The sequence below is a fragment of the Pseudomonas sp. JL27(2026) genome, assembly GCF_056933555.1.
The window spans coordinates 3,335,655-3,356,734 of sequence record NZ_CM167794.1; the positions used below are offsets into that span (position 1 = coordinate 3,335,655).

At 59.4% G+C, this 21,080-nt stretch carries 25 protein-coding genes; 15 read left to right on the forward strand and 10 right to left on the reverse strand.

Annotation, left to right across the window (positions count from 1 at the left end):
• Positions 1 to 43: 43 nt before the first annotated feature.
• Positions 44 to 565, forward strand: coding sequence for a lactoylglutathione lyase (gene gloA / locus AC1Z1G_RS15100; protein ID WP_483620875.1), 522 nt, complete (start codon positions 44 to 46; stop codon positions 563 to 565).
• 116 nt (positions 566 to 681) lie between these two features.
• Here the strand turns inward: gloA and ahpF are convergent, their stop codons facing one another.
• The 3 genes from ahpF to AC1Z1G_RS15115 all read right to left on the reverse strand — a co-directional run bounded on the left by ahpF (position 682) and on the right by AC1Z1G_RS15115 (position 4,002).
• Complete coding sequence (gene ahpF / locus AC1Z1G_RS15105) at positions 682 to 2,244, reverse strand: alkyl hydroperoxide reductase subunit F (RefSeq protein WP_483620876.1); 1,563 nt, start codon at positions 2,242 to 2,244, stop codon at positions 682 to 684.
• Positions 2,245 to 2,363: 119 nt separating this feature from the next.
• Positions 2,364 to 2,927 carry an alkyl hydroperoxide reductase subunit C gene (gene ahpC / locus AC1Z1G_RS15110; RefSeq protein WP_347900659.1) on the reverse strand — a complete coding sequence of 188 codons (564 nt, stop codon included), beginning with the start codon at positions 2,925 to 2,927 and terminating at the stop codon, positions 2,364 to 2,366.
• A 136-nt stretch (positions 2,928 to 3,063) separates the two neighbouring features.
• The gene (locus AC1Z1G_RS15115; protein ID WP_483620877.1) at positions 3,064 to 4,002 is read right to left on the reverse strand and encodes a site-specific integrase; all 939 of its coding nucleotides are present in this window, start codon (positions 4,000 to 4,002) and stop codon (positions 3,064 to 3,066) included.
• Between the two features lie 178 nt (positions 4,003 to 4,180).
• Here AC1Z1G_RS15115 and AC1Z1G_RS15120 point away from each other — a divergent pair, with 178 nt between their 5' ends.
• Positions 4,181 to 5,203 carry a DNA-binding protein gene (locus AC1Z1G_RS15120; protein ID WP_483620878.1) on the forward strand — a complete coding sequence of 341 codons (1,023 nt, stop codon included), beginning with the start codon at positions 4,181 to 4,183 and terminating at the stop codon, positions 5,201 to 5,203.
• On the opposite strand, the gene gorA is transcribed toward AC1Z1G_RS15120, so the two are convergent.
• On the reverse strand, positions 5,200 to 6,558 hold the full coding sequence (gene gorA / locus AC1Z1G_RS15125; RefSeq protein ID WP_483620879.1) for a glutathione-disulfide reductase: 1,359 nt from the start codon (positions 6,556 to 6,558) through the stop codon (positions 5,200 to 5,202). The genes AC1Z1G_RS15120 and gorA overlap by 4 nt on opposite strands.
• Positions 6,559 to 6,687: 129 nt before the next feature.
• Entirely contained in the window at positions 6,688 to 7,527 is an 840-nt protein-coding gene (galU, locus tag AC1Z1G_RS15130; RefSeq protein ID WP_095108460.1) for a UTP--glucose-1-phosphate uridylyltransferase GalU, read from the reverse strand.
• Positions 7,528 to 7,784: 257 nt separating this feature from the next.
• Between galU and AC1Z1G_RS15135 the strand changes: the two genes are divergently transcribed.
• Positions 7,785 to 7,973, forward strand: a complete 189-nt coding sequence (locus AC1Z1G_RS15135; protein ID WP_347900663.1) for a hypothetical protein — start codon at positions 7,785 to 7,787, stop codon at positions 7,971 to 7,973.
• 136 nt (positions 7,974 to 8,109) lie between these two features.
• A complete protein-coding gene (locus tag AC1Z1G_RS15140; RefSeq protein WP_483620880.1) occupies positions 8,110 to 8,391 on the forward strand; it encodes a hypothetical protein in 282 nt (93 codons plus the stop codon).
• Between the two features lie 15 nt (positions 8,392 to 8,406).
• Here the strand turns inward: AC1Z1G_RS15140 and AC1Z1G_RS15145 are convergent, their stop codons facing one another.
• From AC1Z1G_RS15145 to AC1Z1G_RS15160, 4 genes are all read right to left on the reverse strand, one after another.
• Positions 8,407 to 8,637: a hypothetical protein gene (locus AC1Z1G_RS15145; RefSeq protein WP_483620881.1), complete on the reverse strand. Its 231-nt coding sequence runs from the start codon at positions 8,635 to 8,637 to the stop codon at positions 8,407 to 8,409.
• 70 nt (positions 8,638 to 8,707) lie between these two features.
• Entirely contained in the window at positions 8,708 to 9,559 is an 852-nt protein-coding gene (locus AC1Z1G_RS15150; RefSeq protein WP_483627867.1) for a c-type cytochrome, read from the reverse strand.
• A gap of 62 nt (positions 9,560 to 9,621) precedes the next feature.
• Positions 9,622 to 10,269 carry a c-type cytochrome gene (locus AC1Z1G_RS15155; protein ID WP_483620882.1) on the reverse strand — a complete coding sequence of 216 codons (648 nt, stop codon included), beginning with the start codon at positions 10,267 to 10,269 and terminating at the stop codon, positions 9,622 to 9,624.
• Between the two features lie 222 nt (positions 10,270 to 10,491).
• On the reverse strand, positions 10,492 to 10,842 hold the full coding sequence (locus AC1Z1G_RS15160; protein ID WP_483620883.1) for a hypothetical protein: 351 nt from the start codon (positions 10,840 to 10,842) through the stop codon (positions 10,492 to 10,494).
• Between the two features lie 210 nt (positions 10,843 to 11,052).
• Between AC1Z1G_RS15160 and AC1Z1G_RS15165 the strand changes: the two genes are divergently transcribed.
• From AC1Z1G_RS15165 to ada, 6 genes are all read left to right on the forward strand, one after another.
• The gene (locus AC1Z1G_RS15165; RefSeq protein WP_007900033.1) at positions 11,053 to 11,355 is read left to right on the forward strand and encodes a DUF1883 domain-containing protein; all 303 of its coding nucleotides are present in this window, start codon (positions 11,053 to 11,055) and stop codon (positions 11,353 to 11,355) included.
• Between the two features lie 34 nt (positions 11,356 to 11,389).
• The gene (locus AC1Z1G_RS15170; protein ID WP_483620884.1) at positions 11,390 to 11,557 is read left to right on the forward strand and encodes a hypothetical protein; all 168 of its coding nucleotides are present in this window, start codon (positions 11,390 to 11,392) and stop codon (positions 11,555 to 11,557) included.
• A gap of 124 nt (positions 11,558 to 11,681) precedes the next feature.
• On the forward strand, positions 11,682 to 12,209 hold the full coding sequence (locus tag AC1Z1G_RS15175) for a methylated-DNA--[protein]-cysteine S-methyltransferase (RefSeq protein WP_483620885.1): 528 nt from the start codon (positions 11,682 to 11,684) through the stop codon (positions 12,207 to 12,209).
• Positions 12,206 to 12,922 (forward strand): 2OG-Fe(II) oxygenase, encoded by a 717-nt coding sequence (locus AC1Z1G_RS15180; RefSeq protein ID WP_483620886.1) that lies wholly within the window; start codon positions 12,206 to 12,208, stop codon positions 12,920 to 12,922. Before AC1Z1G_RS15175 ends, AC1Z1G_RS15180 begins: the two co-directional genes overlap by 4 nt.
• A complete protein-coding gene (gene alkB, locus AC1Z1G_RS15185) occupies positions 12,912 to 13,607 on the forward strand; it encodes a DNA oxidative demethylase AlkB (protein ID WP_483620887.1) in 696 nt (231 codons plus the stop codon). The genes AC1Z1G_RS15180 and alkB overlap by 11 nt, the downstream gene beginning before the upstream one ends.
• Positions 13,608 to 13,679: 72 nt before the next feature.
• The gene (gene ada / locus AC1Z1G_RS15190; protein ID WP_483620888.1) at positions 13,680 to 14,753 is read left to right on the forward strand and encodes a bifunctional DNA-binding transcriptional regulator/O6-methylguanine-DNA methyltransferase Ada; all 1,074 of its coding nucleotides are present in this window, start codon (positions 13,680 to 13,682) and stop codon (positions 14,751 to 14,753) included.
• On the opposite strand, the gene AC1Z1G_RS15195 is transcribed toward ada, so the two are convergent.
• Positions 14,750 to 15,208, reverse strand: coding sequence for a GyrI-like domain-containing protein (locus AC1Z1G_RS15195; RefSeq protein ID WP_483620889.1), 459 nt, complete (start codon positions 15,206 to 15,208; stop codon positions 14,750 to 14,752). The genes ada and AC1Z1G_RS15195 overlap by 4 nt on opposite strands.
• Before the next feature lie 213 nt (positions 15,209 to 15,421).
• Between AC1Z1G_RS15195 and AC1Z1G_RS15200 the strand changes: the two genes are divergently transcribed.
• The 5 genes from AC1Z1G_RS15200 (at position 15,422) to AC1Z1G_RS15220 (ending at position 21,058) form a co-directional block, all read left to right on the forward strand.
• The gene (locus AC1Z1G_RS15200; RefSeq protein ID WP_483620890.1) at positions 15,422 to 16,486 is read left to right on the forward strand and encodes an NAD(P)H-dependent flavin oxidoreductase; all 1,065 of its coding nucleotides are present in this window, start codon (positions 15,422 to 15,424) and stop codon (positions 16,484 to 16,486) included.
• 185 nt (positions 16,487 to 16,671) lie between these two features.
• Positions 16,672 to 17,439 carry a molybdate ABC transporter substrate-binding protein gene (gene modA, locus AC1Z1G_RS15205; RefSeq protein WP_483620891.1) on the forward strand — a complete coding sequence of 256 codons (768 nt, stop codon included), beginning with the start codon at positions 16,672 to 16,674 and terminating at the stop codon, positions 17,437 to 17,439.
• Positions 17,440 to 18,120, forward strand: coding sequence for a molybdate ABC transporter permease subunit (gene modB, locus AC1Z1G_RS15210; protein WP_483620892.1), 681 nt, complete (start codon positions 17,440 to 17,442; stop codon positions 18,118 to 18,120). It begins immediately after the preceding gene.
• A 3-nt stretch (positions 18,121 to 18,123) separates the two neighbouring features.
• Positions 18,124 to 19,212, forward strand: a complete 1,089-nt coding sequence (gene modC / locus AC1Z1G_RS15215) for a molybdenum ABC transporter ATP-binding protein (RefSeq protein WP_483620893.1) — start codon at positions 18,124 to 18,126, stop codon at positions 19,210 to 19,212.
• Between the two features lie 205 nt (positions 19,213 to 19,417).
• Positions 19,418 to 21,058, forward strand: coding sequence for an ABC-F family ATP-binding cassette domain-containing protein (locus AC1Z1G_RS15220; RefSeq protein WP_483620894.1), 1,641 nt, complete (start codon positions 19,418 to 19,420; stop codon positions 21,056 to 21,058).
• The last annotated feature ends 22 nt before the right edge of the window (positions 21,059 to 21,080 follow it).

A 21,080-nucleotide genomic window follows, 5' to 3' on the forward strand; every position in this document is an offset into this window, starting at 1 on the left:
TCATCGCGAGCACCGTTTGCCCCACTTATTTCCCGGAGGGCCCATGAGCCTGCACGATCTGAACACATTCCCCGGCGTTACCGCCCAGCCTGACACCGCCACGCAAAAATTTGTCTTCAACCACACCATGCTGCGAGTCAAGGACATTACCAAGTCCCTGGACTTCTACACCCGAATCCTGGGATTTACCCTGGTAGAAAAACGCGACTTCCCGGAAGCTGAATTCAGTTTGTATTTCCTGGCATTGGTCGATAAAGCCCAGATCCCGGCCGACGCTGCTGCACGTACCGAGTGGATGAAGTCGATCCCCGGGATTCTTGAACTGACCCACAACCACGGCACCGAGAACGATCCGGATTTTGCCTATCACAACGGCAATACCGACCCACGCGGTTTCGGTCATATCTGCATTTCGGTGCCGGATATCCGTGCAGCATGCGAGCGTTTCGAAGCGCTGGGCTGCGATTTCCAGAAGCGCCTGAACGACGGCCGCATGAAGAGCCTGGCCTTCATCAAGGACCCGGATGCTTACTGGGTTGAAATCATTCAGCCGGCGCCGCTGTAAAACTCACCGAAAATCCAATATGGGAACCTCGCCCCGCCCGCTCCCATACTTGAAATGCGCAAGACACAAAAACCCCCATGATCGCTCATGGGGTTTTGTGTTTTCAGCGTTGACGTTTATGCAGGCGCAGAGGTGCGGATCAGGTGATCGAAAGCACTCAGCGATGCCTTGGCCCCCTCACCGACCGCAATCACGATCTGCTTGTACGGCACGGTGGTCACGTCACCGGCAGCGAACACGCCAGGCATTGACGTCTCGCCCCGCGAATCGACGATGATCTCGCCACGCGGCGACAGCTCGATGGTGCCCTTGAGCCAGTCAGTGTTCGGCAGCAAACCGATCTGAACGAAGATCCCCTCCAGTTCGACATTCAGCACTTCGCCCGACTGGCGATCCTTGTAGCGCAAGCCGTTGACCTTCTGGCCGTCGCCCGTCACTTCAGTGGTTTGGGCGCTAGTGATGACGGTGACGTTCGGCAAACTGTGCAACTTGCGTTGCAACACCGCATCGGCGCGCAACTGCACATCAAACTCCAGCAGCGTCACGTGCTTGACGATACCCGCCAGATCAATGGCTGCCTCGACACCCGAGTTACCGCCGCCGATCACGGCCACACGCTTGCCCTTGAACAACGGACCGTCGCAGTGCGGGCAGTACGCCACACCTTTATTGCGGTACTCCTGTTCACCGGGAACGTTCATTTCACGCCAGCGAGCACCGGTCGCAAGAATCACAGCCCTGGCTTTGAGCGAAGCACCACTGGCGAACCTGATTTCGTGCAGCTCGCCGTTTTTACCCGGCACCAGCTTATCGGCGCGTTGCAGGTTCATAATGTCGACGTCGTATTGCTTGACGTGCTCTTCCAGCGCAACCGCCAGTTTCGGCCCTTCGGTTTCCTGCACGGAAATGAAGTTCTCGATGGCCATGGTGTCCAGCACCTGACCACCAAAACGCTCGGCCGCAACGCCGGTACGAATGCCTTTGCGGGCCGCGTAGATCGCAGCCGATGCACCGGCCGGACCACCGCCCACCACCAGCACATCAAAGGCTTCCTTGGCGTTGATTTTCTCGGCCTGGCGCTCGATGGCGCTGGTGTCGATCTTGGCGATGATTTCTTCCAGGCCCATGCGGCCCTGGCCGAAGTTGACACCATTGAGGTAAACACTCGGCACGGCCATGATCTTGCGATCTTCGACCTCAGCCTGGAACAACGCACCGTCGATGGCAACGTGGCGAATGTTCGGGTTAAGCACCGCCATCAGGTTCAACGCCTGGACCACGTCCGGACAGTTCTGGCACGACAGCGAGAAGTACGTCTCGAAGTTGAACTCGCCTTTGAGCGAGCGGATCTGCTCGATCAGCTCATTACTGGCCTTCGAAGGGTGACCGCCGACTTGCAGCAAGGCCAGCACCAACGAAGTGAATTCGTGGCCCATGGGGATGCCGGCGAAACGCAGGCTGATATCGCTTCCCGGGCGGTTCAACGAGAACGATGGCTTGCGCGCATCCGTACCGTTGTCGAGCAAGGTTATTTGATGGGAAAGACTGGCAACGTCTTTGAGTAACGCGAGCATTTCCTGGGATTTCGCACCGTCGTCGAGGGAGGCGACGATCTCGATCGGCTGGGTGACCCGTTCCAGGTATGACTTCAACTGAGCTTTAAGATTGGCGTCCAACATACGGGCGATTTCCTTTTGTAGATCGTAAAAAAAACGCCCGAGCGAATCTCGCCCGGGCGTTTTTGAGGGCGGTGCAGCTTACTTAGGTGCGGTAATCCGCCCTGATGTACTTCACAGACTTAGATCTTGCCGACCAGGTCCAGAGACGGTGCCAGGGTGGCCTCGCCTTCTTTCCACTTGGCCGGGCACACTTCACCTGGGTGAGCAGCAACGTACTGAGCGGCCTTGATCTTGCGCAGCAGTTCGTTCGCATCGCGGCCTACGCCACCGTCGTTCAGTTCGACGATTTTGATCTGGCCTTCAGGGTTGATCACGAAGGTGCCACGGTCAGCCAGGCCGACTTCTTCGATCAGCACGTCAAAGTTGCGGGAGATGACGTGGGTCGGGTCACCGATCATGGTGTACTGGATTTTGCCGATCGCAGGCGAGGTGTTGTGCCATGCAGCGTGAGCAAAGTGGGTGTCGGTCGACACGCTGTAGACCTCAACGCCCAGCTTCTGGAATTCGGCGTAGTTGTCAGCCAGGTCTTCCAGTTCGGTCGGGCAAACGAAGGTGAAGTCAGCCGGGTAGAAGAACACAACGGACCATTTGCCTTTCAGGTCGGCGTCCGACACTTCGACGAATGCGCCGTTTTTGAATGCGGTAGCTTTGAACGGTTTAACTTGGCTGTTGATGATAGGCATCGTTGACTCTCCGTCAGGGTTGAAAAGTTGATGAGGTGAATCCTAACCACTCGATCGCCGGATGGCTCATTGGCAAAGCTGATGCTGCTGATTGGTTTTCGCTATTAGCCGACTGTATTAATAGAAGAAACCTGTATCACCCACCAACAGGTTGCTCGGCGATGCGGGCCATCCCGAGAAAGGGGCTGGCTTCAACATAGCGCATGGCGGACTTCACATCCTTCCAACCGACATAACTCATCAAGGACTTGAGATCCCAACCGCTGCGATGGGCCCACGTGGCGAACCCCCGCCGCAGCGAGTGACTGGTGTACTGCTCGGCCGCGATGCCTGCGCGTTCCAGTGCCTGACGCAACAACGGAATCACGCTATTGGCGTGCAAACCCTCCTCGCCCAGGTGGCCCCAGCGGTCGATGCCTCGGAATACCGGCCCACGCACCAGCGCTGCAACTTTGAGCCACTCGATGTAGGCCTGCACCGGACACAAACGTTGCAAGGCAGGTGTCTGATAGGTCTTGCCGAGGTTCTCGCGATCACTCTTGCTGCGCGGCACGTACAGGGTGATGCCTGAGCCTGGCACGACCTGGACATGTTCAACCTGCAAGCGACACAACTCATCGCTGCGAAACCCGCGCCAGAAGCCAAGAAGAATTAACGCCGCATCACGCCGCGCCCTCAGCAATGCGGGCTGATCACCCGCAGCCTTCGCCTCAGTTGCTTCAAACTCCAGGTGCACGACCGCGCGCTCCAGATGCTGAAGCTGCAACGGCTCAGCCTGCTTTTCCTGCGCCGGATGCAAGGCGCGAATGCCTTTGAAGACTTTGCGCACCACCGGTGCCTTGGTCGGATCCGCAAAGCCCTGGCTGTTATGCCATTGCGCCAGCGCGGACAAACGCAACTTCAACGTGTTGATCGACAACTCACCGGCATGCGCCACCAGGTAACGCGCGACGCTGTCGCTGGTGGCTGGCAGGAACCCGCCCCAACTCACTTCAAAATGCTCAATGGCCGCCCGGTAGCTGCGCCGGGTGTTATCGCGGGTGGCCGCTTGCAGATAGCGATCCAGATCAGTCATCAGCTCAAACCTCGCAAACGTACGGCCAATGCCGCTCAAAACCGTATAAAACGCTCATCACACGGGGTAATACCAGTATATCCCATGTCATCTTTTGTAATTTATACGGATCATCGATAACATGGCACATAGGCAATTTACGTGGTACGTACCACAGTACTAAATCGTAGGAGAGAACATGGCTCGTGGCGGCGTAAACAAGGCACTCGTGCAGACGGCACGCTTGGCGATCCTCGCTCGTGGCGAACACCCCAGCATTGATGCCGTGCGCATTGAAATGGGGAATACCGGGTCGAAAACCACCATCCATCGCTACCTCAAAGAGCTGGATAACGGTGTCGAACACATCAGCGACCCGCAAGAACAGCTCGACAGCGAACTGACCGCCCTGGTGACGCGACTGGCGCAGCGCTTGCGGGAACAGGCGCAGGAGCCGATCGACCTCGCGCAGGCATCCTTCGACCAGGCAAAAAAGGAGCTTGAGGCACAACTGGCGGATGCCCTCCTGACGCAGGCGCAGCTCAAGCAGCAACTGGAGGTTCAAGGTGTAGCGCTCGCCCATGAAACAAGCACGCTGCAGAACACCCGATCCATGCTGCAGACCGAGCAAACCCGCAACGCCGGTCTGAACCAGGCACTAAGAGATTTTGAATTACGCTTGAATGACAAAGATGAGCAGATTCGCTCACTGGAAGATAAACATCTGCACGCCCGCGACGCGCTCGAGCATTACCGCAACGCCGTGAAGGATCAGCGCGAGCAGGAACAACGCCGCCATGAAGGGCAGGTTCAGCAGATTCAGATGGAGTTGCGCCAGGCCCAGCAAAGCGCGTTGATACGCCAGGATGAAATCACCCAGCTCAACCGCGACAACGAACGCCTGCTGACCGAAAACCGCGGCACGCTGCGCGAGCTGAACCTGTTGCAGGATCAACTCAAGCAGAGCGAAAAACGTCAGGAGCAGTCACTGGAACAAACCCGCCGTGCCGACGCAGAATGCACCCTCCTCCAGGAACGCTTGCGCGTAGCCCTGCTGGAGAGCCAGACACTCAGCCACTCCGTCGACGCGCAGACCCAGGTCATCAAGCAACTGGAGCTGAGCGCCGTGAAAGCGCAAGCCAGCCTGGAAGCCCTGCATCTGGCAGCCACCAAGGCGACACCAGACACAGAAAACACCCCAGAAACCCCGAAAGACGACTAGCCCGCTACAGGCGTACGCATGGTGACGAACTCTTCGGCGGCCGTAGGATGCACGCCGATGGTTTCGTCGAAATCGCGCTTGGTGGCCCCTGCCTTCAAGGCAATCGCCAACCCCTGCACGATCTCCCCCGCCTCGGGGCCTACCATGTGGCAACCCAGAACCTTGTCGGTTTTGGCGTCCACAACCAGCTTCATGAGGGTCCGTTCCTGGCACTCAGTCAGGGTCAGCTTCATCGCCCGGAAACGGCTCTCGAAGATCTGCACGTCATGGCCCGCCTCCCGCGCCTGCTCTTCGGTCAATCCGACCGTACCGATATTCGGCAGACTGAAAACAGCAGTCGGAATCATCGCGTAATCGACCGGACGATACTGCTCAGGCTTGAACAACCGGCGCGCCACGGCCATGCCTTCAGCCAGAGCGACAGGCGTCAGCTGAATGCGACCAATGACGTCGCCAATGGCCAGAATCGAAGGCTCAGCCGTTTGATACAGCTCATCGACCTCGACAAAACCTTTCTTGTCGAGTTTGACCGACGTGTTCTCAAGCCCCAGGTTGTCCAGCATTGGGCGGCGACCGGTGGCATAGAACACGCAGTCCGTCACCAGGTCACGACCATCCTTGAGGGTCACGCTCAAGCTGCCATCGGCCAGTTTCTCGATGCGTTCGATGTCAGCATTAAATTGCAAGTCCATCCCGCGCTTGGTCAGCTCTTCCTGCAAGTGCTTGCGCACCGCGCCGTCAAAGCCGCGCAGAAACAGGTCACCCCGGTACAGCAAAGAAGTCTCGGCGCCCAGGCCATGGAAAATCCCGGCAAACTCGACGGCGATGTAGCCGCCACCCACGACCAGAACACGCTTGGGCAGCTCCTTGAGGAAAAACGCCTCGTTGGAGCTGATGGCATGTTCGCGACCTGGAATATCCGGAATCTGCGGCCAGCCGCCCGTGGCAATCAGTATGTTCCTGGCTGTGTAACGCTCACCATTGACCTCAACCTCATGAGGCCCGCAAACCTTGGCATGGGCCTCATGCAAGGTCACGCCGCTGTTAACCAGCAGGTTGCGATAGATGCCGTTCAAACGGTTGATCTCGCGATCCTTGTTGGCGATCAATGTCGGCCAATCGAAATTCGCCTCGCCCAGCGACCAGCCAAAACCTTGCGCTTGCTCGAAGTCTTCGGCGAAATGAGCACCGTACACCAGCAGCTTCTTCGGCACGCAGCCGACGTTCACACACGTACCGCCCAGATAGCGGCTTTCCGCCACGGCCACTTTTGCGCCAAAACCGGCAGCAAAGCGCGCTGCACGTACGCCACCAGAACCGGCGCCAATCACATAAAGGTCAAAATCGTAAGCCATTTCAATCTCCTCGGCAGGCCACCAGCATACCCGCTGCAGCTTTTTCGGTCAGCGCTGCGAACGGCACAGGCCCGAAAAATGAAAAAGCCACCCGAAGGTGGCTTTTCAGAACAAGTCGGTTAAGCGCTATTAGTAAGCCTTGCCCGTCTTGTAGAAGTGCTCGAAGCAGAAGTTGGTGGCTTCGATGTAGCCTTCAGCGCCACCACAGTCGAAACGAGTGCCCTTGAACTTGTAGGCAATCACGCAACCGTCTTGCGCCTGCTTCATCAGGGCGTCGGTGATCTGGATCTCGCCACCCTTGCCTGGCTCGGTTTCTTCGATCAACTTGAAGATGTCCGGCGTCAGGATGTAACGACCGATGATCGCCAGGTTGGACGGCGCATCTTCAGGCTTCGGCTTCTCGACCATGTTGCGAACACGGTACAGGTCGTCACCGATCAGATCGCCGGCGATCACCCCGTACTTGTGGGTTTCCTGCGGATCGACTTCCTGGATCGCAACGATGGTGCAGCGGTACTGTTTGTACAGCTTGACCATTTGGGTCAGTACGCCGTCGCCTTCCAGGTTGACGCACAAGTCGTCCGCCAGTACCACGGCGAACGGCTCGTCGCCGATCAGTGGGCGACCGGTCAAGATCGCGTGCCCCAGGCCTTTCATTTCGGTCTGACGGGTGTAGGAGAACGAACACTCGTCGAGCAGCTTGCGGATACCGACCAGGTACTTCTCTTTATCGGTGCCCTTGATCTGGTTTTCCAGCTCATAGCTGATGTCGAAATGGTCTTCCAGGGCGCGCTTGCCACGACCGGTAACGATGGAAATTTCGGTCAACCCAGCGTCCAACGCTTCTTCAACGCCGTACTGGATCAGTGGCTTGTTCACCACCGGCAGCATTTCTTTGGGCATGGCTTTAGTCGCTGGCAGGAAGCGAGTACCGTAACCGGCTGCTGGGAACAAGCATTTCTTGATCATAAAAGTCCTTGAAAGGGCTGTGTGTACGAGTTTCGGCGCAGTCTAATCAGGCGGCAGGCACCTTACAATGCCCCCCACTGGCTAACCGATGCCATCATAGAGAAATAATCAGGCAGATAGTTCCGCGCCGGTCAGCTGATCGACTGTTTCGTCGCACCAAAACCACCTGCCAATCGACTCACTGTAGACCAGCGAACACCCCTGATCCCGATTTCCCGCTATCATTGCGCGATTGAACCAGCCAACGAGGCAGATAGATGTCGGCAGCAAAAAGCGTGAACGGTTACCTGATCAATCAGGCAAAAGATGGCCAATGGTGGGTCGACAGTGCCAACGGTGAGAACATCGCCGGCCCCTTCCCTTCCGAGGCGCTGGCCATTGAAGTGGCCTCCGTGTTCCAGGATCAACCTGCTGCGCCACGGCGCCGCAACGCCAAGCCTGAGTAAGACCGAATGCAAGACCAGAGCCCTGCCACCCGCAGGGCTTTTTGTTTGTCTGTACCAGGATGGCCGTTCGCTATAGCATCTTGGCGCAGGGCGTTCGCACCCCCGCACACCCTCTACCTTGAACGACGAGCCTCACATGAAAAAATACCTGGCACTGATTGCTGTTCTGGCCCTGTCCGGGTGCGCCACCGCATCCAAGACTTATCTGGGCGACGGCGAGCAAGGCCTGGCGATCGACTGCTCTGGCGAAGCCAACTCCTGGGCCACCTGCTATGAAAAGGCAGATGCCTCCTGCGCAGGCACCGGTTATCGGATCGTGGGCACCGACGGCACACCGGCAACCAAGGAAAGCGACAAGACCCTTGGCGCAGATGTCGGCAACTTCAAGAGCCGCAGTGTTGTGGTGGTGTGCAAGTAACCACTCGCTGCGTCGTTACATGTGGATCTCGGCAAACTTGATCCCGAGCCCGCGCACGGTCTCGATCAAGTCGTCGAGTCGGCTGAAGGATTCCACTTCGTCGTTCTCATCCACCAGGAAGAAACTGCGCCCGCCGCTTTTCTTGAAAAACACGATCCATTCCCCCGAATTCGCCGGATTCTGAATCACATGGGTCGCAGAGATATGACCCTCTGCATGCCGCTCCCGCACCTGTTCACGCTTCATGACTGACTCCCAAAAATGACAATGCCGCCCACGTCAGCACGTGGGCGGCATTGGGTCGATGGGCGACAGTTTATCGGATGCCTTGACCAATCAAAACGCCATTCACGGTTTGCCCGTACACATTCACGCCGTCATTGGCATGGTATTTCAGCCGGGTTTTCTCGATTGAGCCATCAATCAGGCGCGGATCTTGCGGGCGCTCATGACTATTGACGAAGGCCGCCACGTCCCAGGCCTGCTGGTCACTCAACGTATTGGGCTTGCCCAGCGGCATGTTGTGCTGGATGAAGGACGCTGCCGTGTTGATGCGATGCATACCGGCCCCCCAGTTGTAGGAGTCCTTACCCCACAGTGGTGGCATGACATAGTCCTGACCGACTTTCTGCCCCTGGCCACTGTCACCATGGCATACCGCACACTGCGCCTTGTAAACCTGCTGCCCCTGCGCGATGTCATAGCCTTTGGCGGGTTGCGGCACATCGGGATAACCTCGGCCCGGCAACTCGACACCGACCGGTGCTTTGCTCGCCAGCCAATAGGCATAGACCGACAGCGCGGTAATTTGCGGGCTGTCCGCCGCCGGTGGCGTGCCGTTCATGCTGAACTGGAAGCACCCCTGAATGCGCTCGGCAAAGGTGTTCACTTTGTCGTTTTTCTTGCGATAGGCCGGGTACATCGGGTACGCGCCCCACAACGGCGCGGAGTTGGCCAGACGCCCCTGACTGAGGTGGCAGTTGCTGCAATTGAGTCCGTTGCCAACCAGTTGCGGTGCCTGACGCCGGGTATCCACAAACAACGCATAGCCTTGCATGACCATTTTGCCAAAGGCGTTATCCGGCAACTCATGTTCGGCGGGCGGTTGGAAATACGCACGCTCGCCCGCAGCGACCGCCGGGGTCTGCAACTGAGACTGATCGTCCATAGCGATTGGCGCAGCGTAAACATCAAGACTCACCGTAGCCAGCAGCATCACTGAAAGCGCTCTCATGGCTTGACCTCCTGGCTACCCAGCGTCGCGAAGTAATCGGCGACCGCACTGATTTCATCCGCGCTCAAGGATTTGGCGATATGCCCCATCAGGTCATCGGGGTCGTTATGCCGGGTGCCGTCGCGCCAGGCATTCAGTTGCGCCACCAGGTAACTGGCAGGCTGCGCGGCCAATGGCGGGAATGCACTGCCGACGCCGACGCCACCGGGGCCGTGGCACATCACGCATTCAGGAACATTACGCTCCCAGGCACCACGCAGCGCCAGCGTTTCGCCGAGGTTTTTGGGCGAGACCGTGCGGGTCACCAACGGTGTTTGAGGGGCTGGCATGACCGCCAGTGTGGTGGCGACCGCCTGGATTTCTGCTTCGCTTAATGCTTTTGCGACTGGCTGCATGACCGGGCTGACACGCGTGCCCGCTCTAAAGTCCAGCAGTTGCTTGCTTAAATAGGCGGCCGAAGTACCGGCCAACCGAGGGAACCCTGCGGCAGGCATACCCAGCCCATCAACGCCATGACACGCGAAACACGCCGTGGCACCGGGCTGCGCACCGCCCTGGGTGTAGACGTTCTTCTCTTCGACGGCATGGGCACCGCCCGCGACAACGAGCATCAGGCTGCTCAACATCATTCGATGTCTGATCATCTCAACCTCCATTCTTATAGTTATATGCTTAGACCTACTCGGCATAAGCATACAAATAGTAGGTCATTGCTCAGCCGGTCACAATGCCGACCTGGCAGGCGTCAGAAATGGCGTGTTTGAGAATGATGAGACAGACAGATGTGAAAAAGCCTGACGCGACACTCTGGACGGTATCGGATCAGGCTTCCTGGGAACGCAATGCGGGGGTGGTTACAAAACCTCTCAGCCAGAAATGCACGCGTTGGCGGCATCACCTACATCGCCCGGGCGCACAGGCACATTGGACATGCTTTCGTGAAGTTTTATGCTACTGCCCCCAGAGCGGTTTTCGATGTCAAACACCGCAGTCGGGCCGGCAGACAACTTGTTCGGGACGATCACGCGAACACCATCCTTCTGCGGCTCGATCTGCAACGCGCCACGGCTGCTGGCCAGTTTATCGACAATGCAGCGAGCGTACTCCTGCGGTTTTTTCCCCGAGATCACATTCATGGTGGGCGGCGTTTGACTGATGTCCGCAACTGTCGCACAACCACCCAATGCAAACGCCAACATCAACACAACCCGCTTCATACAAAACCTCCAATAAAGACGCTCCGACAGCTAAATTCCATTTTTTCTCCGGCAACCGCCGTTTTATCGCTCATAAACCCTCAGATAACTGTTTTAAATTGTCAAAGCGCAGCGCAACGGCCCGATATTAAAGCGTTCGGGCTGATAAACTGCGCCATCGCCCATGCTATCGTTTTGATTTTGTAGAAAAAGCCCTTCTGGAGGCGCCCCATGAAATTTATCCACCAGCGCGAGCACCTCAATGAAGATGACATCGTCGTCATCCAATGCTCCCAAATGTGCAACATCCGTCTGATGAACGACGCCAACTTCCGCAGCTTCAAGAATGGTGGCCGCCACACCTATCACGGCGGCGCGTTCGATACCTTCCCAGCCAGAATCACCGCACCGAGCACCGGTTTCTGGAACATCACCATCGACACGGTCAATCGTCGGCCCATCAGTGTCACGCGCAAGCCGACACTCACCCATTCGATCAAGATTATTCGCCGGTCCAGCTCTAAACTGAGCTGATCTTCTACCCGCAATAAAGCAGACAGGTACGCCCGTGGCCCAAACGACCAAGTACGTCATCAAGTACAAGCTTAACGGAGAACGACGCTTCGAGTTCGCCCAGCTTGAAACCGGCACCCCGCAAGAAGCCCGGGCCGTGCTGGACGCAATGCACGAAAAGAGCGACACGATCACGGACATCAGCGTCAGCAAAGCGTTGTAAGACGTTTCAACCGCCGGGGAGCTACAAGGACGTCATCCCCCGAGTTCGACCGCAAGCAGCGGAGTGCCCACTGCCTGAGCACTCCCTAGACTGGCCCCTCAACCCCTGGTTCAGGAGCCTGATCATGTCGACACTCCCCTCACCCGCTGTTTCCAGCATCCGCTACCTCAGCACCCGTTTCAGCCTGGGTGTGGCGCTTGCGGCCTACAGCGACGCCGGACTTTGCGCCCTGTTGCTGGGTGATGAGCCGACGTCCCTCGAGTCCGACCTCAAACAGCGCTTTGCACAAGACCGACAACTGCTGCGCGACGATAGCCTGGCAGCAGCGCTTCAACACGTCGCGCACGTTCTGGATACCCCACACCTCCCCCTGAACATGCCGCTCGACCTCGTCACCGGCACTGTGTTTCAGCGCCGTGTGTGGCAGGCACTGCAACACATCCCGCTCGGTGAAAGGGTTACCTACCGTGATATCGCCCGGCAGTTGGGTCAGCCGAGCGCTTTTCGGGCGGTCGCCAACGCCTGTGGGGCGAACCCCTTGGCGGTGGTCATTCCTTGCCATCGCGTTGTACGCCAGGACGGTGGCCTCGGTGGCTATCGATGGGGGCTTGAGCGCAAACGTGCGCTGCTGGAACGCGAGGCTCACCGGTGAGCTTGTGCGACCTGCATCAGCGTGTCGCGGCCCTGGATTGGGCCGCGCTTGAGCAGGGTCTGGACGGCGATGGCCACGCGACGATCACCGGGCTGCTCGACGCACAGGACTGTGACGCAATGGCTGCGCTCTATCCCGAACAAGCGCTGTTCCGCTCCAGGGTGATCATGGCCCGACATGGTTTCGGACGTGGCGAATACCAGTACTTCAAGTACCCGCTGCCAACGCGGGTTGCCGACTTGCGTAGCTCGCTGTACCCACACCTGGTATCGCTGGCGAACCGTTGGAACGAACAGATGAACCTGGCGGTACGCTATCCATTACGCCATGACGAATTTCTGCAACGCTGCCACGATGCCGGTCAGCTACGTCCTACGCCTTTGCTGCTGCGCTACGGCCCACAGGACTACAACTGTCTGCATCAGGACCTGTACGGCGAACATGTATTCCCACTCCAAGTCGCGATTTTACTGTCAGCCCCGGAGGTGGACTTCACCGGTGGTGAATTCGTGCTGACCGAACAGCGCCCCCGCCTGCAATCACGCCCTCAGGTTGTAAGCTTGAAAAAAGGTGACGCGGTGATTTTTGCCGTGCACCAGCGACCGGTCCAAGGCGTGCGCGGCTACTACCGCGTGAACTTGCGCCACGGCGTAAGTCGCCTGCACAGTGGCCAACGGCATACCCTTGGCGTGATCTTTCACGATGCACAGTGACAACATGAACCCGACAACCCTGGATCTGTTTGGCGACAGCGATCTCGCACAGCCGCTCAAGACCGAGCCCATTGGCGAACAGTCCTTCGTCCTCAGGGGGTTTGCCCTGCCCTGGGTCGACCGCTTGATGCCTGCGCTGGAGTCAGTTCTGCTCGCGGCACCGTTCCGGCACATGGTGACGCCGGGCGGTTTCACGATGTCCGTGGGCTTGAGCAGTTGCGGATCACTGGGCTGGACCACCGACCGCTCAGGCTATCGCTACACCCGCACTGACCCGCAGAGTGGTCAGCCCTGGCCCGAAATGCCTGGGGTATTGCTTGAACTGGCACAGGCAGCGTCGCATGAAGCAGGGTTCGGCGCGTTTCAGCCAGATGCGTGCCTGATCAACCGTTACGTGCCAGGTGCCAAGATGTCTTTGCATCAGGATAAGAACGAGAAATCCTACGCCTGGCCGATCGTCTCGGTGTCCCTCGGCCTGCCAGCGGTGTTCCTGTTTGGTGGTTTTAAACGCGCCGACAAACATCAGAAAGTGCCGTTGGTGCATGGTGATGTCGTGATCTGGGGTGGCGTAGACCGTTTGCGCTATCACGGGGTACTGCCGATCAAGGAGGGTCATCATGCAACACTAGGAGCGCAACGGATCAACCTCACCTTGCGCACCGCAGGCGGAGCGCGCGAAATTTGAGCGCAAGACCCGGAGTGTCCGCGCCGGGTGTGCGCGCTAACCTGAACTCAACTCGCCACCGGATCGAACCCCATGACCTCCAACCACACACCCTGCGCCATCGAAGACGACCCTCGTTGGGCGGCGGTGCTGGCGCGCGATCCCCGGGCAGACGGGCAGTTTGTCTATGGCGTAAAAACCACCGGCATCTACTGCCGCCCCAGCAGCCTGGCGCGCCTGCCGAATCCCCGGAACGTCGAGTTCTTCGACACCGCAGAACAGGCTCAAGCCGCCGGTTACCGACCCAGCAAACGCGCTGCCGCCGATCAAACCCATGTTGCCAGCCAACATGCCGCGCTGGTCGCCATCGCCTGCCGTCAGATTGAGTCTGCCGAGAGCTTACCCAGCCTGGCAGACCTGGCCGAGGCGGCCGGCATGAGCCCGTTTCACTTTCACCGGGTGTTCAAAGGCGTGACTGGCCTGACGCCCAAAGGCTATGGAAACGCCCACCGCTCACGCAAAGTCCGGGCGCAACTCGAAAGCGGCCAGTCGGTCACTCATGCGTTGTACGACGCGGGCTTCAACTCCAACAGCCGCTTCTATGAGGCCGCCGATCAAGTGCTCGGCATGAAACCCAGCGACTACCGCGCAGGGGGCATGAACACCGACATCCGCTTCGCTGTCGGCCAGTGTTCACTGGGGGCGATTCTGGTGGCGCAAAGTACTCGCGGTGTGTGTGCAATCCTGTTGGGCGACGACCCCCATGCGCTGGTATGCGACCTTCAGGATAAATTCCGACAGGCCAATCTGATCGGTGCCGATCACGACTTCGAACAGTTGATTGCCAGGGTCGTCGGCTTCATCGAAACACCTGCCCTTGGCCTGGACTTGCCGCTGGATGTGCGCGGCACCGCGTTTCAGGAGCGGGTCTGGATGGCCTTGCGCGAAATCCCCGCTGGCAGCACCGCCAGTTACGCCGAGATCGCCCAACGGATCGGTGCCCCCAAAGCGGTGCGCGCCGTGGCTCAGGCGTGCGCGGCCAACAGCCTGGCGGTGGCGATTCCCTGCCACCGGGTGGTGCGCAGCGATGGCAACCTCTCGGGGTATCGCTGGGGCGTAGAGCGCAAACGCCAGCTCCTGGAACGCGAAACCGCGCCCCAGGCTTAACGAATGCCGATGTAAACCGATACCGAGTCCGGGCCGTTGTAGGCCTCGAAATCACTGACGAAGGCCCGCTTGATCTCCGGGTGCTCTTCGAAGTACTGCCAGACCTGGCCCCAGGTGGCGATCACGCTCTCGGGCATGGGCCCCGAGGCTTCGAAGACGAGGTAACGCCCGCCCTGGATGTCCACGGTCGCGAAACCTTTGGCGGGGGCCGTCACCACACGGCCCGCCGTCACGCCGAAGGCACCGTTGGCATCGGACTCATAATTGGAGTAAACGCCGTAGACCAGCGATTCCGCCACCGCATTGGGAATTTTGCTGAAGGCTTGATCGGAAAAAAACCGCCCCCACATCGGGCCGATTTTTGCGGTGCCTGGCTGCTGCTCATCGCGGTTGAACGTGCGAACCTGCAACCCCGAAACACTGAACGGGGCAACATCCAACTGTTTGACTTCCATTGAATCCACACTCCTTGGCTGCGCGTTGAGCGCCTGGAAAAATAGCGCCAGAGATTTATCACAACTGGACCGTTCCTAAAACCGGGTCAACACCTCAAACCGTTGCAACATGCAACTTGAGCCTGTACCTGAAAAGTCGACTGGCCTTACGCCAGTCACTCCTGATACAAACGCGCCGTGATCGTCTTTTTTGCTGCCGGAGAACAATTCAAAATGAGCCAATGGCCTGACACCCGCATTCTTGACCTGTTCGGCATCGAACTGCCGATCATCCAGGCGCCGATGGCCGGCGCCAACACCTCGGCCATGGTCATCGCCGTCAGCAACGCCGGCGGCCTGGGTTCGTTGCCCGCCGCCATGCTGAGCCTTGAGCAATTGCGCGAAGAGCTGACGCTCATCCAACAGCAGACCACCCGCCCCTTCAATGTGAATTTTTTCTGCCATCAGCCACCGGTTGCCGACGAACAACGCATCCGTGACTGGAAAAACCTGCTGGAACCCTACTACCGCGAATTGGGCGTGGACTTCGATGCCCCCACACCCGTGTCCAATCGTACGCCGTTCGACAGCGCGGCTTGCGAAGTCATTGAAGCGTTTCGACCTGCGGTCGTCAGCTTCCACTTTGGCCTGCCGGAAAAAGCGCTGGTAGACCGGGTCAAGGCCACAGGCGCGAAGATTGTTTCTTCGGCGACCACGGTGCAAGAAGCCGAGTGGCTAGAGCTGCATGGATGCGACGCGATCATTGCCATGGGGTACGAGGCCGGTGGCCATCGCGGGATGTTTCTCAGCGAAGACCTAAACAGCCAGGTCGGCACCTTCGCCCTGGTGCCGCAGATCGCAGACGCCGTAAGCGTACCGGTGATCGCAGCAGGGGGGATTGGCGATGCTCGCGGCATCGTCGCCGCTTTCGCCCTCGGCGCCTCGGCCGCGCAACTGGGCACTGCCTATTTATTCACCCCGGAGGCCAAGGTCAGCGCGTCTCACCATCACGCCTTGCGCACCGCCAAAGAGAGCGAAACCGCGCTGACCAACATATTTACCGGACGCCCGGCACGCGGGATTCTCAATCGGATCATGCGCGAACTCGGTCCGATCAGCGCTGCCGCGCCAGCCTTCCCGCTCGCCGGCGGTGTGCTGATGCCGTTGCGGGCCAAAGGTGAAGCGCAGTTCAGCAACCTCTGGGCCGGGCAGGCACTGCGCCTGGGCAGGGAGTTGTCGAGCGCCGAGTTGACCCGGCGCCTGGCCGATGAGGCGCTGGCAAAGCTGAACCCGCGCTAAACAACATCAGGGCCGCTTCCCCTGCGCGGCCCACCTTCGTCACGGCTTCATCCGCAATCAGTACACCGAGTTCCGTTCGTCGCTGATTCGCTATATATTCCGCTATATAGCGTTTCGCCTCAGCCTCGGCGCAGTCGACTTACAACAACAAACTGCCCACCTCACTCGCCCTACGGAGCCGTTTCATGACTATTCGTGCCTCACGTTTCGCCCCCACTTGCCTGACAACATTGCTCGCCGTGTTCGCCCTGGGCACGGCCCATGCGGATGAGGTGCAAGTCGCGGTCGCCGCCAACTTCACGGCCCCAATCCAGGCCATTGCCGCCGATTTCGAAAAAGACACCGGGCACAAGTTGGTGGCCGCCTATGGCGCCACGGGGCAGTTCTATGCCCAGATCAAGAATGGCGCGCCGTTCGAAGTGTTCCTGTCGGCAGACGACACCACGCCGCAAAAGCTCGAAAGCGAAGGCGATACGGTCAAGGGCTCGCGCTTCACCTACGCCATCGGCACCCTGGCGCTGTGGTCGGCCAAGGACGGTTATGTCGACGCCAAAGGCCAGGTACTCAAGAACAATCAATACCAACATTTGTCCATTGCCAACCCGAAAGCCGCGCCCTACGGCCTGGCCGCAACCCAGGTACTGGCCAAGCTGGGCCTGACCGACAAGGTCAAGGACAAAATCGTCGAAGGCCAGAACATCACCCAGGCCTACCAGTTCGTGTCCACGGGCAACGCCGAAATCGGCTTTGTCGCCTTGTCGCAGATCTATAAAGACGGCAAAGTCACCGGCGGCTCAGCATGGATCGTACCCGCCGACCTGCACGACCCGATCAAACAAGACGCGGTCATCCTCAACAAAGGCAAGGACAACCCGGCCGCCCAGGCATTGGTTGACTACCTGAAGGGGCCAAAAGCTGCGGCTGTCATCAAGTCCTACGGTTACCAACTCTAAATGTCCCTATCGAGTGCCGATTTTTCCGCCATCTGGCTGACCCTGAAACTGGCGTCCCTGACGACGGCCATCCTGCTGGTCATCGGCACTCCGATTGCGTTGTGGCTGTCGCGCACCCGTTCCTGGTGGCGCGGCCCTGTCGGGGCGATCGTCGCCCTGCCCCTGGTCTTACCACCGACCGTGATCGGTTTCTATCTGCTGCTGGCCCTCGGCCCTCACGGTTTCGTCGGCCAATTCACCCAGTCGCTGGGCCTCGGCACGCTGACGTTCAGCTTCGCCGGCCTGGTCATCGGCTCGGTGCTCTATTCGATGCCCTTTGTCGTGCAACCGTTGCAGAACGCGTTCTCGGCCATTGGCACACGTCCCCTGGAGGTGGCCGCGACTTTGCGCGCCAATCCCTGGGACACCTTTTTCAGCGTGATCCTGCCACTGGCCCGCCCCGGCTTTATCACCGCCGCTATTCTGGGCTTTGCCCACACCGTGGGTGAATTCGGCGTGGTGCTGATGATCGGTGGCAACATTCCCGATAAAACCCGCGTGGTGTCCGTGCAAATCTACGATCACGTCGAAGCCATGGAGTACGCCCAGGCCCACTGGCTGGCCGGGGCGATGCTGGTGTTTTCGTTCCTGGTGTTACTGGCGCTGTACTCCAGCCGAAAAACCAAAGCTGGCTGGAGCTGATTGATGACGTCCCGGATTCGCGCACGCCTGCAACTGAACTACCCGGATTTCTCGCTGGATCTCGACCTGGACCTGCCCGGTCGCGGTATCACGGCGCTGTACGGCCAGTCCGGCTCGGGCAAAACCACGTGCCTGCGCTGCATCGCCGGCCTGGAAAAAGCCGAGCGAGGCTTCGTCCAGATCAACGACGACGTCTGGCAGGACAGCGACAAAAAACACTTCGTTGCCCCGCATAAACGGGCGCTGGGCTATGTGTTCCAGGAAGCCAGCCTGTTTGCTCACCTCTCGGTGCTGGCCAATCTGGAGTTTGGTCTGCGGCGCATTCCACGTTCACAGCGGCGGGTCGACATGGTTCACGCCACCGGGTTGCTGGGCATCGGCCATCTGCTCGACCGCCACCCGCAACACCTGTCCGGTGGCGAACGACAACGGGTCGGGATCGCTCGCGCGCTGCTGACCAGCCCAAAACTGCTGCTGATGGATGAGCCGCTGGCAGCGCTCGACTCCCAGCGTAAAAACGAAATCCTGCCGTACCTTCAGCGCCTGCACGATGAACTGGAAATCCCGGTGCTGTACGTCAGCCACTCGCAGGATGAAGTGGCGCGCCTGGCCGATCATCTCGTGCTGCTGCAAGACGGCAAAGCCCTGGCCAGTGGCCCCATTGGCGAAACCCTGGCGCGCCTCGATTTGCCCTTGGCGCTGGGTGATGACGCCGGTGTGGTGATCGAAGGCAAAGTCAGCAACTACGATGGCCACTACCAACTGCTAAGCCTGCAATTGCCCGGCAGCGCGTTGAGCATGCGCGTGGCTCACTCGCCGCTGGCGGTCGGCCAGCCGTTGCGTTTCAAGGTTCAGGCCCGTGACGTCAGCCTCAGCCTGCACAGCGGTGAACAGAGCAGCATCCTCAACCGCCTGCCCGTTACCGTCACCAGCGAAATCGCCGCCGACAATACCGCCCACGTTCTGGTGCGCCTGGACGCCGCCGGTACGCCGCTGCTGGCGCGAATCACCCGCTATTCCCGGGATCAGTTGCAACTGCATCCGGGGCAGCAACTCTGGGCACACATCAAGGCCGTTGCCGTCCTCGCGTAAATAGCTCGCACGAGGCCGCGACAGGCTGAGGGCTCGTAATATTTGTCCTTTTAGCTTGTAGGGTTAATGCGCGATGAGCTAGGCTAGCGACCTTTCCCCTCTTCAGGACGAACGCCAGCGTGAACAACTAAGCCTTTCAAAAATGTATTCGCAGCAAGTTGCCTCAGGCACTTGTTGGCCTTTTCGACATTTTTTGGAGGTGCTGATGACTCACGTCACACGTCTGCCTGCGCTCGTCACCCTGAACCAACTGACGTTTCAGTTCGCCAACGGCGAAACCCTGTTCGACTCACTCAACCTGAGCCTTGATCGTCGCCCCACCGGCATTGTCGGGCGTAACGGCAGCGGTAAAAGCGTGCTGGCCCGGCTGATTGCTGGCGAACTTGCGCCCTCATCCGGCAACCTCAAGCACTATGGCACTGTCGCTTATGTGGCGCAGGAGCATGCTTGCCTCATACCACGAAGCGTCGCTCAGGTGGCCGGTGTTGCCGACACCCTCAGTGCGTTGACGCGCCTGAATCAGGGCAGCGCCTCCAGCGAGGACCTTGAGCAGGTCGGCGACCGCTGGGACCTGCCCGAGCGCCTGCGTCGATCACTGGATGAAGCAGGGTTGCAGGGGCTGGAGGCTCATCACCCCGCCCAACCATTGAGCGGAGGCCAATTGGCCCGGGTGGCATTGATCGGCGCGCTGCTCAGCCGGGCCGACCTGCTGGTGCTGGACGAACCCACCAATCACCTCGACGCCCACGGTCGTGAGTGGCTGGCCAACCAACTCGCAGGCTGGCGCGGTGGTTTGACCATCGTCAGTCATGACCGGCAGTTGCTCAACGGCATGCAGCGGATTGTCGAGCTGAGCGAGCTGGGCTTGCGCACGTTCGGCGGTAACCATGAAGCCTTTCGCGCGCAGTGCGAAGTTGAACAAAACGCGGCGCTGGCGGCACTGGAGCAGGCCCGTGCGCAACGTGGCCGGGAGCTTAAACGCCTGCAACACGAGCACGACACGATCCAGCGCCGCGCCGCCGGATCACGCCGTAACGCCGAGACCGCCAACGTCTCACGGATCGAGCGCGCCAGCATGAAAGGTGCCGCGACCGAGATCATGGGCCATGTGCGCCCGGCTCATCAGGCACATAAATCCGACCTCGACACCCAGGTGCGCGAGGCCAACGCACGGGTAGCAGCGCAAGAGCCGGTGTTGATCACACTCCCCGCCACGGCGGTGCCCGAGAGCCGACAGATAGTGAGCCTGATCGACGCGCAACTGCCCTGGCTTACGCCAGAACAGCCGAGCACTTACCTGAACCTGACAATCTCGGGGCCAATGCGGATTGCCGTCAGCGGGCCAAACGGTTGTGGTAAATCGACGCTGCTCAAGCTGCTTGCGCAAATCTGTCCACCCAGCAGCGGCCAGTGCCTGACACATGTGCCCTGCGCCTATCTGGATCAGCAACTGGCGCAGCTTGACGATAAGCAGTCGGTCATCGAACAACTGCAGGAACGAAGCTCGCTCGTGACCGAAGGCGTGCTGCGTACCCGCCTGGCTCAGTTGCAACTCGACGCCCAGCGGGTCATCCAGCCCTGCGGTTCACTGAGCGGCGGCGAACGCCTGAAAGCGGCCCTCGCCATCGCGGTCTGGAAAACATCGCCTGCACAACTGCTGTTGCTGGACGAGCCGACCAACCACCTCGACCTTGCCTCCGTGCAAGCCGTTGAGCAGGCATTGCGTGGGTTTCCAGGGGCGATGGTGGTGGCTTCCCACGATCAGGGGTTTCTCACTGCGCTGGTGCCCACTCATACCCTGACGTGGCAACCCGACGGTTGGCGCCTGGAGAGTGTCGATGTCTGAAGGGGCGTTTGTCGCAACAGGA